Origin of the sequence: Xanthomonas sp. WHRI 10207 (assembly GCF_040202975.1) — a bacterium.
GTDB lineage: Bacteria > Pseudomonadota > Gammaproteobacteria > Xanthomonadales > Xanthomonadaceae > Xanthomonas.
Genome location: NZ_JBEGDX010000004.1, coordinates 321,305 through 336,456, shown reverse-complemented (window position 1 = coordinate 336,456; position 15,152 = coordinate 321,305). Strand labels below are relative to the sequence as shown.

Sequence of the window (15,152 nt, the reverse complement as noted above, 5' to 3'; positions counted from 1 at the left end):
ACGGATACTAGGAGCATCGCAATCGCTTGTATCTAAGCAATGCCTCGATGTGCACGCGCAGTCACGCAAACGGTTGCGAGACACCAAAGAGAAGACAAAACGCTGTAATCAAGACACGCAGAGACAGCGCCAGGGACACTGCAGCGCAGCATTTTGCGTGTCGCATTGCAGTTGGACATGCCTTCAAAACAACCTGCTGCTGCGATCACATGGGCTTGTTTTTTCGCAGCGAAAGCGTCCATTGCAACGTGCTGACTGGATAGCGCGTGCACGAGGCACATGCGCTTGATGCGTCGGCACGCACGCACTCCAGCAAGCGGGAACCGACACGAACGTGCGAGGTGCGATGCACAATCGCCTAGCGCACGTAGAACAGGCATGACGCAGGCGATCAACTGAGCGATACATCCGCATACATGCACTGCATGATGCGAGCCGTGCGCAAGACATCGTGATCCAAGACCAAGCGTCAATCGATGGCGCTATTCGCGTTGCTGTATATTCAAGAGAACACGCCACGTGGCGCTGGTTGCGTACACAGTCAACCCGTACGCGTGCAACGGACAACGGACAACGGACAACGGACAAACGTTACTGGCTATGCACAGCAGCCTGCGCGCGCAAGCAATCCCATGTTTTTCATACGCACACCCATCCACGCACGCACGCACGCACAACGCCATGCGCGCGATCGTTACCTGCAATCGATTCGATGATGGACAGCCTGCGAAGGCGAGGCTGCCGCAGCGCTCAGGAAAACCCTTCGAAGAACAACTCGATCGCCATCACCAACGCATCTTCGCGTCCGGTATTGGAGGGGTAGTAGCGCGGGCGCCGCCCGATCTCGTTGAAGCCTTCAGAGTGATACAGCGCAATCGCCGAAGGATTGGACGGCCGTACTTCCAGAAATGCGCGTCGCGCGCCGCGGTCACAGGCGCCTTTGATCAAAGCGCGCAACAACACGCGCCCGTGTCCTTGCGATTGCGCTTCCGGCGCGATGCAGACGTTGAGGACATGCGCCTCGTCGGCGGCGATGCTGATGATGCCGTAACCGATGACCTGGCCGCCCTGCTCCATCACCCACCCCGGGTAGCCCGCCTGCAAACAATCGCGAAAGATGCTGCGCGTCCACGGGAACGGATAGGCACGATGCTCGATCTCCATCACCGCGTCCAGATCGCTTTCGCGCATGGCACGCAGTGGCGCGGGCAGCGGCGCGTTCATTGCGCTCACGCCGGGTCCTGACGGCGACGCAACGCGCGCAGCTGCGGCCACAGCGCGCGCTTGGCGGCCGGATTGCCACGCAAGTCGGCCAGCGGCCAGGAGGCCATCAAGGCTTGCGTCGAAGGGTCGCCCGGGTTGCAACCGGACGCGCGCAGCAACGCCATCTGCAAACGGTCGGGCAGACCAACGCGGCCACGCCGTTGCGGCGCAGCTGCCGAACCTGCAGCTGCCGAATGTGCATCAGACGCACGCGACTCGGCCGGCGCAGTCGGCGCCGAGCGACGCGCCGCCGGTACAGCAGCCGGAGCCGCTTGCGCGACACGCGGCGCACGCACTGGCGCAGACACCGGCGCGTGGTCGACCACCTCAACCGGCGCAGGCAAAGCATCGGCTGTGTCGCGATCCAGATACACGGTGTGCCCCATCGCCTGCAGGCACGACACCTGCAGGTCCGACCACATCGGTTCGTGCGCAGGCTCGCTCATGGGCGCCGGCTCACGGAAGCTCGGGGACACGCCGCCAACGCCGCCACAGCCACATCATCGGGCCGGACAAGGCATACAGCACGCCGATCACCAGCAGCGACCGCGCCAGGTCGATCACCAACAGCGCGATCACCACCGTGGCAACCGCCAGTGCCAGAAACGGCACGCGGTCGGCACGCGGGCCACGCGCGCCGCCCTTAAAACTCCAGAAGCGGATCCGGCTGACCATCAACAGTGCCGACACCACGGTGACCGCCAGCGCCACGTAGCGCAGCTGCTCGCCGTCGAAGCCCAGGCTGTCGTCGGCGAACGCCCATACGAAGGACATCATCAGCCCGGCCGCTGCCGGGCTGGCCAGACCGATGAACCAGCGCTTGTCGACCACGCCGACCTGGGTGTTGAAGCGCGCCAGCCGCAGCGCCGCGCAGGCCGCATACAGGAAGGCGGCCGACCAGCCGACCCGTCCCATTACGTTGCTGTCGTACTTCAGCGCCGACAGCGACCAGTGATACATCACCAGCGCCGGGGCCATGCCGAAGCTGACCAGATCGGCCAGCGAGTCGTACTGCACGCCGAATTCGCTGCTGGTATTGGTCAGGCGCGCAACCCGGCCGTCCAACCCGTCCATCACCGCCGCCACGAACACCGCCATCGCCGCCTGGACGAACTGACCATTGGCGGCGGCGATGATGGCGTAGAAACCGGAAAACAACCCGGCGGTGGTGAACAGGTTCGGCAGCAGGTAAATCGTGCGCGAGCGCGGGGGCGGTCTCATTTCATCCATCCGACAAGTGTAGGGCCTGAGGTCCGTCCGGCGGTAGCGCGCCAGCATCCCGCAGCGCGCTCACTTGCCAGCGCGGGCCGTGGATGCTGCAATCGCGGCGGGAATCATCCAGGGGAAGCCACATGCACCTGTCGTCCGGGCTTTGCGCCCTGTTGCTGCTGGTCAGCGCCGCTGCAGGCGCTACCGATCTGTATAAGTGGAAGGACGCCAAGGGCGTGACCCACTACACCGAAACCCCGCCGCCGACCGGCCAGCGCTACGAATCGCGCCGGATCGACGCGCGCAGCGGCACTGCGGCCATCGCCGCGCCAGAGACCGCCACCCCGGAATCGGCCGACTGCCTCACCGCACGCCGCAACCTGGAGCTGCTCAGCGGCAAGGGCGAGGTGACCATGGGCGCCGGCACCGACGGCAAGCCCGGCACCCCGCTGGACCCGGACGCCCGTGCCGCGCAGCGCAATCTGGCCGAAGCCGCCGCCAAGGCCTATTGCAAGCCGGCAGCGACTGGCGGCCCGACCACCTGAGTTCGAGCTGGACAGCGTGAGCGGCCGTCACGCCGCTGGGCAGTGACAAAACGCACCGCGGCGGTGGCGCGGTGCGTTTCGAAGGCGGCACGACCTCGTGTCCAGGACCGTGGTCGGGCTCACACCGCAGGCCGACGATCCGGCGTTACGACCACCTGACCAGGCAAGTCGAACGCACCCATCCCCCGCCGCGCAGGTATGCGCCCATGACCGGCAGGGCGCGACACTGGCAAACTATGGGCTTTCCGCCCAAGCGAAGCCCGATGCGTCTTTCCCAGTTCCACCTGCACACCACCAAGGAAACCCCGGCCGACGCCGAGCTGGTCAGCCACCGTCTGATGCTGCGCGCGGGCATGATCCGCAAGCTGGCCTCCGGGCTGTACACCTGGTCGCCGCTGGGCCTGCGCGTGCTGCGCAAGGTCGAGGCGATCGTGCGCGAGGAAATGAACCGCGCCGGCGCCGTGGAGGTGCTGTTCCCCACCATCCAGCCGCGTGAGCTGTGGGACGCCACCGGGCGTTGGGAAAAGTTCGGCGGGCAGTTGCTCAAGATCAGCGACCGCAAACAGCAGGAGTTCTGCTACAGCCCCACCGCCGAAGAAGCTGCGGCCGACTTCGCGCGCCAGGAGATCAACAGCTACAAGCAGCTGCCGCTCAATTTCTATCAGATCCAGACCAAATTCCGCGATGAAATCCGCCCGCGCTTCGGGGTGATGCGCGCGCGCGAATTCCTGATGAAGGACGCGTACTCGTTCCATCTCACCGATGCGGACATGGCGCGCGAATACGACAACATGCGTGCGGCGTACGCCCGCATCTTCACCCGCCTGGGGCTGGAGTTCCGCGCGGTGCAGGCCGACTCCGGCGCGATCGGCGGCGATGCCTCGCAGGAATTCCACGTCATCGCCGACTCCGGCGAAGACTCGCTGGCGTTCTCCACGGCCTCCGATTACGCCGCCAACGTGGAAACCGCCAGCGCCGCGCTGCCGGGTCCGCGTCCGGAAGCGACCGAAAGCATGCGCCAAATCGACACGCCCACCCAGAAGACCTGCGAAGACGTCGCCCAGCTGCTGGGCATCGCGTTGCAGCGCACGGTCAAGTCGGTGGCGGTGATGACCACCGCCGGCTTCGTGCTGGTGCTGGTCCGCGGCGACCACGCGGTCAACGAGATCAAGCTGGGCAAGGTGGCCGGCCTGGCCGACTACCGCCTTGCCAACGAGGCCGAAATCCGCGACCACCTCGGCTGCGAGCCGGGCTTCCTGGGACCGCTGAAGACCGCCCGCCCGGTGCGCGTGGTGGCCGATCGCGATGTCGCGGCCATGGCCGATTTCGTGGTCGGCGCCAATGTACCTGGCGCCCACCTTGCCGGCGTCAACTGGGGCCGCGACCTGCCCGAGCCGGAGACGGTGGCCGATGTGCGCAACGTCATCGACGGCGAACGCGCTGCCGATGGCGGCGAGCTGCGTCTGGCCCGCGGTATCGAAGTGGGACACGTGTTCCAACTGGGCAGCCAATACGCACAGGCGCTGCAGGCCGCCGTCATCGACGAAAACGGCAAGGTCGCGGTGATGAAGATGGGCTGTTACGGCATCGGCATTTCGCGCATCGTGGCCGCGGCAATCGAACAGAACCATGACGAGGCCGGTATTGTCTGGCCGGCGCCGATGGCGCCGTGGCAGGTGGTGGTGTGCGTGATCAACCCCAAGCAGGACGCCCAGGTGGTCGCGGCCGCCCAGGCGTTGCTGGACGAATTGATCGCCGCCGGTCTCGATGCCGCACTGGATGACCGTGGCCTGCGTCCGGGCGCCATGTTTGCCGATATGGAACTATTGGGCATTCCGCATCGGGTGGTCGTCTCGGAACGTGGATTGGCAGCCGGCACATTTGAATATCGCGCCCGCACCGCCGAATCGGCAGAAAACCTGGATAAGGCCGGATTATTCTCCCGCCTGGGGTGCTGATCAAACAGGGCAATTCCGCTCCAATCGGATGAACACAAGGCGCCGAATTATTTCGGCGCATTTGTCATGCGGGTTTTCTGACATTATGATGGCCGCCGCTGCCAAGGATCGGCATTCTTTCTCTCTCATCTTCCGGAGTCGCGATGTCGATCGATCTTTCTGGCCTGTCGGCCAAGCAGTTGGGCGCACTGATCAAAAATGCAAAGAAGCAGCAGACCGTGGTTGCCAAGCGCGCCCCGATCGCCAAGGTCCGCACGCAGCTGACCCGCGCGGCGAAAGCGCAGGGTTATTCCATCGAAGAATTGTTTGGTACCGCCGCCAGCGCCGGCCCGGGTCGTCCGGCCGCTGCCAGCAAGCCGGGTCCGCGCGCCGGCCGCAAGCTGGGCAAGGTTGCACCGAAGTACCGCAACCCGTCCAATACCCAGGAAACCTGGACCGGTCGCGGCAAGCAGCCGCGCTGGCTGGCCGAACTGACCGCTGCTGGCAAGAAGGTGGAAGACTTCCTGATCAGCAAGATCGGTGGCGGTGCAAAGAAGGCATCGGCAAAGAAGGCCGCGCCACGTAAAACGGTCACCAAGCGCGCCACCAAGAAGTCCAAGGCCGCTTGATCCAGACCAATAAAAACGCCGGCATTGCTGGCGTTTTTATTGGGTGATTTTCTGGCCGCTCATAAATTCTTGCGCGCCGGAATCAGCAAATTGCCAAACAGCAAACCGGCCATCAATGCCATCACAATATTGGTGACCGCCAACAATGCGGCTTGTCCGACGCTGACATCCTGCTGCTGCACCAGGGTCAAAAAACCCCGCAGGCTGACACTACCGGGAACCAGCATGATGATGCCCGGCAATCGAATCAGCGCACCGGGTTTGTGCACCACCCGCCCAAACAGATTACCGGCGGCGGTCAATGCCATGGCCGAGGCAAATACTCCGGCCGGGCCACCCCAGGCATGCCCGGCATAACGCGCAATGACATAACCGGACATCGCTGCGGCCATGATCCATAAATAATCGCGCCGATTGGCCTTGAACAACACCGCAAACGCATAAGCGGCCACCAGCAACGACGCCCATTCCACCCAACCGGCCTGCGGACGCAAGGCAGCCACCTGTGGGTGCAAGCCCACCAATTGGGTCAGCGTCACCGCGATCACGGCGCCTACCGTGAGCTTGAGCACCGTGGTCACCGCACCGGCCAGACGCGCCGTGCCGGAGACCCAGTGCTGACTGGCCAGCTCGTTGAATGCATTGGTCAGCGACATGCCTGGCAGCAGCACCACCAGCGAGGCAATGATCACCGTATTGAGATTCAACGGCCCGACCAGCGATGCCACCAGCGCGGCGACCACGCCAGCCAGCAGGCCGGCCAGCGCTTCGCCGGCTTCCTTGGTGGCGGCGCGCTTGTCGGTGTATTGGGTCAGCAGGCCGATCGACATGCCGATCGCGCCAGCGGTGGCGATATCCAGCCAGGGCAACTTCCACAACCCGGCCACGCCGGCCGCGGCCAGACCGAAGGCCAGCACCTGCAAGGTCTTGCCGCGCCGATCGACTTCACGGTCCAGGCGGCGCAGCGCGGTGTGGCCCTGCGCAATGCTCATGCGCCCGTTGGCCACGCTGTCGGCCACGTAGTCGGCCACACTGAGCTTGTAGAGGTCGTTCTCGCCCGGTGCCAGCCGGATCACGCGGGTGATGTCGCTGGAACCGATCGCCTTGGTCGGGTCGCTGAAGCTCAAGATGATGCCGGTGGGATTGGACCAGGGCTCGCAATCCAGCCCCAGCTTTTGGGATAGCCCGATCACCGCGGCCTCCAGGCGCTGCGCTGTTGTGCCATAGGAATGCAGACGCCCGGCGATTTCCGACACAAAGGCGACGCGCTGGGCGTAGGTGGCACTGGCGGACGGGAGGACGACGGTGGCAGCGGACATGCGTGGCGGGTCGGATCGGAAAAACGCCATACGGCGAGGACGTCAGTGTATGCCGCAGCGCGCGTGGCCGGCGCGCCCTCCGTCCATCCGAGGCCGTCGCAGCGAAGGCGCCCCCATCATTCGCTCACACCGGCCCTGTATGCTGGCGCCACGGACAGGCCACCCAATGATCAAACCGCAACCTCCACGCATCGAACAAGACTCGCAGGATCAGGCACAGGTCCGACTCGCCGGCAGTTGGGTCCTGGCGACCGCCCTGCCCCAGGCCGAACTGCTGCAAGCGGTGCCCGACGGGGTGCGTCGCATCGACGCGCGCGGCATCCAGCAACTGGATTCGGCCGGCGTGCTGCAACTGCTGCGCTTTGCCGGCCGCATGGGGCTGAAAGAAGACGCCATCGATTTCCGCGATGAACACCAGGCGCTGGTGTGCACCATCGAAGAACTCAACGACGAGCGCCCCAAGCCCAAGCGCGATTACGGCTTTGTCGCCGCACTCGACCGCCTGGGCCGCACCACCCACGGCGTCGGCCAGGGCATTCTGGAACTCAACAGTTTTCTGGGCGAAAACCTGGTCAAGATCATGCGGCTGATCCACGAGCCGCGCCGCTTCCGCCTCACCTCCACCGTGCATCACATGGAGCAGGTCGGGCTGGATGCGGTGCCGCTGGTGGTGCTGCTGTCGTATCTGGTTGGCGCGGTGATCGCGTTTTTGGGCTCGACGATCCTGCGCGACTTCGGCGCGGAAATTTACGTGGTCGAGTTGGTGTCCATCGCCTTCCTGCGCGAATTTGCGGTACTGCTGACCGCGATTGTGTTGGCCGGGCGCACCGCCAGCGCGTTCACGGCGCAGATCGGCGCGATGAAATCGCGCGAAGAGGTCGATGCCATCCGCACGCTGGGGCTGGACCCGATCGACCTGCTGGTGATTCCGCGTCTGCTGGCGCTGATTTTCACCCTGCCGCTGCTGACCTTCATCGCGATGATCGCCGGCCTGGCCGGTGGCGTCACCGTAGGCGCATTTGATCTGGATATCCCGCCGCAGATGTATCTGGCGCGCATGCACGACACCATCCAGTTGCGACACTTCCTGGTCGGCTTGTCGAAGGCGCCGCTGTTTGCGCTGGTGATCGGCCTGATCGGTTGCCTGGAAGGGTTGAAGGTCAGCGGCACCGCGCAGTCGGTGGGCGAACGCACCACCTCGTCGGTGGTGCAGACAATTTCCTTGGTCATCATCCTCGACGCGATTGCGGCGTTGTGGTTCATGAAGATGGGGTGGTGATGGAGCCGAGATTCGATCGTCGGGATTTGGGAGTCGTGCAAGACAGCAGCGCTGTTGGCGCCCTGAGATGTGGGAGTGCGGTGCTGTGAACAATCTCGAATCCCCAGTCACCAATCCCGGCACAGAGACGGAGGACGACGATCAACTGGCGATCTCCGTGCGCGGGCTGACCAACCGGTTCGGTAGCCAGGTCGTGCACGAAGAGCTCGACCTGGACGTGCGCCGCGGTGAGATCCTGGGCGTGGTTGGCGGCTCGGGCACCGGTAAATCGGTACTGATGCGCAGCATCCTGGGCCTGCGCGAGCCGGATGCCGGCAGCATCCAGGTGCTGGGTGCCGATGCGCGCTCCGGGCGTTTTGTCGACCGCCAGCACATCACTCGTAATACCGGGGTGCTGTTCCAGGACGGCGCGCTGTTTTCGTCGATGACCGTCGGCGAAAACGTGCAGGTGCCGCTGAAGGAACACCACGGCGAGTTTCCGGAGCGCTGGTATTTCGAACTGGCGCTGCTGAAGATCAAGCTGGCCGGCTTGCCAGCCGATGCGCTGGACAAGCTGCCCTCGCAATTGTCAGGCGGCATGCGCAAGCGCGCTGGCCTGGCGCGTGCGCTGGCGCTGGACCCGCCGCTGCTGTTTCTGGACGAGCCCACCGCCGGGCTGGACCCGATCGGCGCGGCGGCCTTCGACCGCTTGATCCGAACGCTGCAGCAGGCGCTGGGCCTGACCGTGTTCCTGATCACCCATGACCTGGATACGCTGTACGCCATCTGCGATCGCATCGCGGTGCTGGCCGATCGCAAGGTGATCGCCAACGCGCCGCTGGCCGAGGTCGAGCAGATCGATCACCCCTGGATCCAGGAATATTTCCACGGTCCGCGCGCCCGCGCCGCGCGCGCGGCCAAGACCGACTCCACCGAGACCGCCTGAGCATGGAAACAAAAGCCAATTACGTCCTGATCGGCGCCTTCACCATCGTGGCAGGCCTGGCCTTGCTGCTGTTCGGTCTGTGGGCCGCCAAGTACTCCTCCGATCGCACCTGGCAGCAGTACCGCGTGGTGTTCCGCGAGGCGGTCACCGGCCTGTCGGTCGGCAGCCCGGTGCAATACAACGGCATCGCGGTGGGCTCGATCACCGAACTGACGCTGGCCCCGAACGACCCGCGCCAAGTGGTCGCACACGTGCGCGTCAACTCCACCACACCGATCAAGAGCGATACCCGCGCCAAGCTGGCCATCACCAGTCTGACCGGCCCGTCGATCATCCAGCTCTCCGGCGGCACGCCCGAGGCGCCGACGCTGACCACCATCGACAAGAGCGATGCGCCGATCATCCAGACCACGCCCTCGGCGCTGCAGAACATCACCGATACCGCCAACCGCATCGTCGAGCGCATGGACGAAATGCTCTCCGACAAGAACGTGGCCAGCATTTCGGCCACGCTGCAGAACCTGGAAAAGATCAGCGGCGGCATCGCCGACCGCGACGAAGGCATGCAGGCGCTGATCGTCAGCGCGCGCGATGCCGCGCGCAATCTGGACACCACCCTGACCACCACCAACGGCACCATCAAGCGGCTGGATCAGAACCTGGTGCAGCAGCTGCCGGGCATCTTGAACAAGCTGGACGCAACGCTGGTCAAGCTGGATTCGGCCGCAGGTAACGCCGACAACATCCTTGGCGAAAACCGCGCGGCCATCAACAGTTTTGCCAACGATGGCCTGGGCCAGCTCGGACCGACACTGACCGAATTGCGCGGCCTGATCCGCGACCTGCGCCGGGTCAGCGACAAACTGGACAACAACCCTGCGCGCTACCTGCTTGGCCGCGACGCACCCAAGGAGTTCGAACCGAAATGACTGCCATGCGCCTGCTGCGTCCCCTGTTGTGCGTCTCGTTGCTGACGCTGGGCGGCTGCTCGGTCCTGACCGGTGGCGACCAGAAGCCGGCCACGATCTACGCACCCACCGTGCGCGTCACGCCCAATCCCACCTGGCCGCAGGTGACCTGGCAGCTGTCGGTCGCCAAGCCGAGCGCTGCCCGCATCATCGACAGCCCGCGCATTAACGTGCGCCCGACCCCGGGCGAGTTGCAGGTCTACCACGGCGCCGGCTGGGCGCAACCGGCCACCGACATGCTGGAAGACAGCGTGGTGCGCGCGTTCGAAGACTCCGGCAAGATCGCGGGGGTTGCGCGCATCGGCGCCGGGATCCGCTCGGACTACAAGCTGGCGATCGACGTGCGCCGCTTCGAAGCCGATTACGCCGGCCAGTCGGTGCCCTCGGCCACCATCGAACTCAACGCCAAGCTGCTGCATTCGTCCGATCAACGCGTGGCCGCTTCGCGCACCTTCCTGGTCGCACGCCCGTCCGCCAGCACCGACACCGCTGCGGTGGCCGTCGCCTTCGAGCAGGCGCTGACCCAGGTCACCACCGAGCTAGTCGGCTGGACGCTGACCAACGGGCAACAGGACAGCCAGAACTTGCCGCGTTCGTTGTAAGTGCAAGCGACGGACTTGGAGCTGCTGACAACACCTAGTGAGCAGTCGTCAGGTGGGTGCGGACAATGCGTGGAACCGGAGTTTACGAGTGGGACATACCGACTCCTAGCACCGGCCGCGCCGGCCTGTTGGCTGCCGCAAGGCGGCTGATCTGCGGGCTGGCTGCAATGCCCTTGCCCGCCCACCATCGCGGACACGCTGCAAGTACGTCTTCGTAAGCTCCGTGGCTGCATCCATGCCGCCAAGGGTCCCGCGACGGTGAGCGGGCAAAGACCAGTCACGATGGTCGGTGCGCAAAGTTTCAGCACAACAACCAGCAAACCGCACGACGCGGTGGTTTCGTTCTTCAGCAAAAACACCAGCAAACGATCTGGTGCGGTGTCCTCACCGCTTGCGGGACCGTGTGGCGGCATGGATGCCGCCACCGAGCCCCCAGGGACGGGTTCACGGCGTGTCCCGCGAGCGGTGAGGGCACCGCCACTCAACCCACTCAGCGTTTGACCAGGGCTTCTGACTGCATCCACCAAGATGCAGACGACACAACCACCGCACTCACCACCAGGCGAGCGCTCGCTACGTTATGTGAGCCGCTCTTATCGCTGGAACACGCGCACCGCGATTAGACGAAAGGTCAGGTTGATGCGCTCCCCCACCGGGCGAGCAGTGCGCGGCAGCGCATGCTTGTAATGCTGCTGGGTCTCGCCGGCCATCAACAGCAGATCGCCGTGGCCAAGTTCCAGCGTCTGCTTCACTGCCGCATCGTCGCGATGCTTGAATGCAAAGCGCCGCACCGCCCCCAGGCTGAGCGATGCGATCACTGGCTGTGCGCCCAGCTCCGGCTCGTCATCGCTATGCCAGCCCATCGCGTCGGCTCCGCTGCGGTAGCGATTGACCAGCACGCTGTTGAACGGGCAACCGGTTTCATCCTGCAGACGGGCGCGCACGGGCTGCAGCGCCTCCAGCCACGGCTGCGGCGCAAACTCTGTCCCCGAGTAGCGATAACTGGCATCGGCATCGCCGATCCAGCTGCTCAGACGCGGCGAATCCACCACCCGCCCGAACATGCGGATGCGATGCACCTCCCACTGCACCTGTTCCAGCAACGCCTGCATCAGCGCATCGGCCTGCGCGGCCTGCAACCAGCCACGACACCAATGGATCTGAGCTCCCGGCAATGCAACGCGCAGTTTCATGCGCAAACGCTAGCATGCGCGCGCCGGAGCACGCCCGCAGACGCGGATGAATCAACGCGATTTGCCGCCATCACATGCAATCCCGGAAAATACGCCCCAGCCATCGAGCCAACGGGAGCGGAGCAATGTCGGAAGCGGGAATCGGCGCGCAAGCGTCAGAGACGGTCGAGCGCGACGTCATGGAATACGACGTCGTTACCGTCGGTGCCGGTCCGGCCGGGCTATCGTTCGCGATCCGGCTCAAGCAGCTCAACCCAGAGTTGAGTGTGTGTGTGATCGAAAAATCCAGCACCATCGGCGCGCATATCCTCTCCGGCGCGGTGATCGAACCCGGCCCGTTGGACGCGTTGCTGCCCGGCTGGCGCGATAACCCGCCGCCGATCTGCGTGGCCGCCACCGACGACGAATTCTGGTTCCTCGGCAAGGACAGCGCGCGCAAGTTCCCGGTGGTACCGCCGGGCATGCGCAACCACGGCAACTTCATCGTCAGCCTGGGCGCGATGTGCGCCTGGCTCGCTCCGCAGGCCGAAGCGCTGGGCGTGGAAATCTACCCCGGCTTTGCCGCCGCCGAAACGCTGCACGACGACAGCGGCCAGGTGGTGGGCGTGCGCATCGGCGACATGGGCGTGGCCAAGGACGGCTCGCACAAGCCCGGCTACACCGCCGGCATCGATATCCGCGCCAAGGTCACCGTGCTGGCCGAAGGCGCGCGCGGGCATCTGACCAAGCGCCTGCTCAAGCGCTTCGACCTCACCGCAGACAGCGACCCGCAGGGCTATTCCATCGGCATCAAGGAGCTGTGGCAGGTGCCCGAAGGCCGCGTCACGCCCGGCAAGATCGTGCACACCATCGGCTGGCCCGCGGACAACCGCACCTACGGAGGCAGCTTTCTGTATCACCTGGACAACAACCAGATCGCGCTTGGCTACGTCAGCGGGCTGGACTACAGCGACCCGAAGTACCAGCCGTGGGAAGCCTTCCAGCAATGGAAAAACCACACACTGATCAAGTCGTTGCTGGAAGGCGGCAGCGTCCTGTCGGCCGGCGCGCGCGCTATCGTCACCGGCGGTTGGCAGTCGCTACCCAAAGTCGAAATGCCCGGTGCGCTGCTGATCGGCGACACCGCCGGCCTGCTCAACGTGCCCAAGATCAAGGGCACCCATCAGGCGATTCGTAGCGGCATGCTCGCCGCCGAACACCTGGTGCAATCGCAGCTGGCCCCCCAGGGCTTCGATGCAAAACTGCGCGCCTCGGACGCGATGGCCGAGCTGAAGGAAGTCCGCAATATCAAACCCGGCTTCAAGAAGGGGCTGTGGTTCGGCCTGCTCAATGCCGCCTGGGAAACCGCACTCAAGGGCGCCTCGCCCTGGACCCTGAAGAACAAGGCGGACTGGTCGGCGCTGCACAAGCTCGGCGACTACGAACAACCCAAGCGCGACTACGGCACCCGCGAACTGGCCCCGCGCGACCGCCTGCAGGCGGTCTACTTCGCCGCCACCGAACACGACGAAGACCAACCGGTGCATCTGAAAGTCCTGGACACCGATGTTTGCGCCACCCGTTGCGTGGAGGAGTACGACAACCCCTGCACCCGCTTCTGCCCGGCCAATGTCTACGAAATGGTCGCAGACACCGCCAGCCCCAGCGGCAAGCGCCTGCAGATCAACGCCGCCAATTGCGTGCACTGCAAGACCTGCGACATCAAGGACCCCTACGAGATCATCACCTGGGTCACCCCGGAGGGTGGTTCGGGGCCGAATTACCAGAACCTGTAGAAATCAGGGGCCATATCGGCCCCTGATTGTTTATGCGGCTTTGAACTCCACGCCAGTCTTGGCGCGCAACTCTTCCAGCTCCACCCCATCGGCCGCCTCCACCAAGACCAATCCGTCGGCGGTGACATCGAATACCGCCAGGTCGGTGATGATGCGGTCGACCACGCCCACGCCGGTCAATGGCAGGTCGCACGCCGGCAGGATCTTGTGGCTGCCATCCTTGGCCACGTGCTCCATCAGCACCACCACGCGCTTGACGCCGGCCACCAGGTCCATCGCGCCGCCCATGCCCTTGACCATCTTGCCTGGCACCATCCAGTTGGCCAGATCGCCGCGGTCGGTGACCTGCATCGCGCCGAGAATCGCCAGATCGATATGGCCGCCGCGGATCATCGCGAACGAGTCATGGCTGCCGAAGTAACTGGCACCGGCACGCGCAGTCACCGTCTGCTTGCCGGCATTGATCAGGTCTGCGTCCACTTCATCTTCGGTGGGGAACGGGCCGATGCCGAGCAGGCCGTTTTCCGATTGCAACCACACGTCCACGCCGTCGGGGATGTGATTGGCCACCAGCGTCGGCAGGCCGATCCCCAAGTTGACGTAGGCGCCGTCGGTCAATTCGCGCGCCGCGCGTGCGGCCATCTGATCTCTGGTCCAGGCCATTACTGCTGTCCTTCGCGCACGGTGCGCTGTTCGATGCGTTTTTCCGGCGCCGTGTTGAGCACCAGTCGGTCGACGTAGATGCCCGGCAGATGCACGTGATCTGGATCAATGCTGCCAAGCGCCACGATCTCCTCGACCTCGGCAATGCAGATGCGACCGGCCATGGCGCAGGCCGGATTGAAATTGCGCGCGGTCTTGCGAAACACCAGGTTGCCGGCGGTATCGGCGCGCCATGCCTTGACCAGCGCAACATCGGCATGCAGCGCGGTTTCCAGCACATAGTGCTTGCCGTCGAATTCGCGGGTCTCCTTGCCCTCGGCCACGATGGTGCCGTAGCCGGTGGCAGTGTAGAACGCGGGAATTCCCGAACCGCCCGCACGCAGGCGCTCGGCCAGGGTGCCTTGCGGATTGAACTCAAGCTCGAGCTCGCCAGCCAGATATTGGCGCTCGAATTCCTTGTTTTCGCCCACGTAGGACGAAATCATCTTGCGGATCTGCCGGGTGGCCAATAGTTGACCAAGCCCGAATCCATCGACGCCGGCGTTATTGGAAATCACCGTCAATCCGCCGACCCCACTATCGCGCACGGCGGCGATCAGGGCTTCGGGAATCCCGCACAAACCAAAGCCGCCCACCGCCAGCGTCTGGCCATCGGCCAACACGCCATCCAGCGCCGTCGTTGCATCGGCATAGCGTTTACCGCCGGCCTTACCCTCTTCATTGCTGCGCATCACCGCCCTCACCTCGCTGATGTGAAACGGCCATTCTATCCGCTGACTGTTCCCTGTCCCCGGTCGCAATTCCGCCACACCCAAGACACGGCGCACCCGCTAAACTCGGGTGTC

15 protein-coding genes and 1 other RNA gene are annotated in these 15,152 nt (G+C 64.7%); 8 read left to right on the top strand and 8 right to left on the bottom strand.

The genetic code is table 11. The features are described from left to right. Positions 1 to 750: 750 nt before the first annotated feature. Genes rimI through pssA form a run of 3 tightly spaced genes read right to left on the bottom strand, consistent with a single transcriptional unit; the run spans position 751 to position 2,493 of the window. A complete protein-coding gene (rimI, locus tag ABQU90_RS15800) occupies positions 751 to 1,233 on the bottom strand; it encodes a ribosomal protein S18-alanine N-acetyltransferase (protein ID WP_323522448.1) in 483 nt (160 codons plus the stop codon). Next, positions 1,230 to 1,709 carry an alanine acetyltransferase gene (locus ABQU90_RS15795; RefSeq protein ID WP_323522449.1) on the bottom strand — a complete coding sequence of 160 codons (480 nt, stop codon included), beginning with the start codon at positions 1,707 to 1,709 and terminating at the stop codon, positions 1,230 to 1,232. Before ABQU90_RS15795 ends, rimI begins: the two co-directional genes overlap by 4 nt. 10 nt (positions 1,710 to 1,719) lie before the next feature. After that, a complete protein-coding gene (pssA, locus tag ABQU90_RS15790; protein WP_055848184.1) occupies positions 1,720 to 2,493 on the bottom strand; it encodes a CDP-diacylglycerol--serine O-phosphatidyltransferase in 774 nt (257 codons plus the stop codon). 122 nt (positions 2,494 to 2,615) lie between these two features. Here pssA and ABQU90_RS15785 point away from each other — a divergent pair, with 122 nt between their 5' ends. The 3 genes from ABQU90_RS15785 (at position 2,616) to ABQU90_RS15775 (ending at position 5,583) form a co-directional block, all read left to right on the top strand. After that, positions 2,616 to 3,017 (top strand): DUF4124 domain-containing protein, encoded by a 402-nt coding sequence (locus ABQU90_RS15785; RefSeq protein ID WP_323522450.1) that lies wholly within the window; start codon positions 2,616 to 2,618, stop codon positions 3,015 to 3,017. Between the two features lie 263 nt (positions 3,018 to 3,280). Continuing rightward, complete coding sequence (locus ABQU90_RS15780) at positions 3,281 to 4,975, top strand: proline--tRNA ligase (protein ID WP_323522451.1); 1,695 nt, start codon at positions 3,281 to 3,283, stop codon at positions 4,973 to 4,975. A 143-nt stretch (positions 4,976 to 5,118) separates the two neighbouring features. Then, entirely contained in the window at positions 5,119 to 5,583 is a 465-nt protein-coding gene (locus ABQU90_RS15775) for an H-NS histone family protein (RefSeq protein ID WP_055848175.1), read from the top strand. A gap of 59 nt (positions 5,584 to 5,642) precedes the next feature. On the opposite strand, the gene ABQU90_RS15770 is transcribed toward ABQU90_RS15775, so the two are convergent. Continuing rightward, positions 5,643 to 6,902, bottom strand: coding sequence for a threonine/serine exporter family protein (locus tag ABQU90_RS15770; protein ID WP_055848172.1), 1,260 nt, complete (start codon positions 6,900 to 6,902; stop codon positions 5,643 to 5,645). Positions 6,903 to 7,068: 166 nt separating this feature from the next. Between ABQU90_RS15770 and ABQU90_RS15765 the strand changes: the two genes are divergently transcribed. From ABQU90_RS15765 to ABQU90_RS15750, 4 genes are all read left to right on the top strand, one after another. After that, complete coding sequence (locus ABQU90_RS15765) at positions 7,069 to 8,181, top strand: MlaE family ABC transporter permease (protein ID WP_055848169.1); 1,113 nt, start codon at positions 7,069 to 7,071, stop codon at positions 8,179 to 8,181. A gap of 85 nt (positions 8,182 to 8,266) precedes the next feature. Continuing rightward, entirely contained in the window at positions 8,267 to 9,106 is an 840-nt protein-coding gene (locus tag ABQU90_RS15760; RefSeq protein ID WP_323522452.1) for an ABC transporter ATP-binding protein, read from the top strand. 2 nt (positions 9,107 to 9,108) lie between these two features. Continuing rightward, entirely contained in the window at positions 9,109 to 10,035 is a 927-nt protein-coding gene (locus ABQU90_RS15755) for an MlaD family protein (protein ID WP_055848166.1), read from the top strand. Next, a complete protein-coding gene (locus ABQU90_RS15750) occupies positions 10,032 to 10,676 on the top strand; it encodes an ABC-type transport auxiliary lipoprotein family protein (RefSeq protein WP_323522453.1) in 645 nt (214 codons plus the stop codon). The genes ABQU90_RS15755 and ABQU90_RS15750 overlap by 4 nt, the downstream gene beginning before the upstream one ends. 22 nt (positions 10,677 to 10,698) lie before the next feature. Here ABQU90_RS15750 and ABQU90_RS15745 read toward each other — a convergent pair. Then, positions 10,699 to 10,773: non-coding RNA, sX9 sRNA (locus ABQU90_RS15745), on the bottom strand. 496 nt (positions 10,774 to 11,269) lie between these two features. Further along, positions 11,270 to 11,869: an alpha-ketoglutarate-dependent dioxygenase AlkB family protein gene (locus ABQU90_RS15740; protein WP_323522455.1), complete on the bottom strand. Its 600-nt coding sequence runs from the start codon at positions 11,867 to 11,869 to the stop codon at positions 11,270 to 11,272. A gap of 125 nt (positions 11,870 to 11,994) precedes the next feature. Here ABQU90_RS15740 and ABQU90_RS15735 point away from each other — a divergent pair, with 125 nt between their 5' ends. Next, on the top strand, positions 11,995 to 13,644 hold the full coding sequence (locus ABQU90_RS15735; protein WP_323522456.1) for an electron transfer flavoprotein-ubiquinone oxidoreductase: 1,650 nt from the start codon (positions 11,995 to 11,997) through the stop codon (positions 13,642 to 13,644). Between the two features lie 30 nt (positions 13,645 to 13,674). Here the strand turns inward: ABQU90_RS15735 and ABQU90_RS15730 are convergent, their stop codons facing one another. Continuing rightward, positions 13,675 to 14,307 (bottom strand): CoA transferase subunit B, encoded by a 633-nt coding sequence (locus ABQU90_RS15730; protein ID WP_115528924.1) that lies wholly within the window; start codon positions 14,305 to 14,307, stop codon positions 13,675 to 13,677. Further along, the gene (locus tag ABQU90_RS15725; RefSeq protein WP_323522457.1) at positions 14,307 to 15,038 is read right to left on the bottom strand and encodes a CoA transferase subunit A; all 732 of its coding nucleotides are present in this window, start codon (positions 15,036 to 15,038) and stop codon (positions 14,307 to 14,309) included. Before ABQU90_RS15725 ends, ABQU90_RS15730 begins: the two co-directional genes overlap by 1 nt. Positions 15,039 to 15,152: the final 114 nt, after the last annotated feature.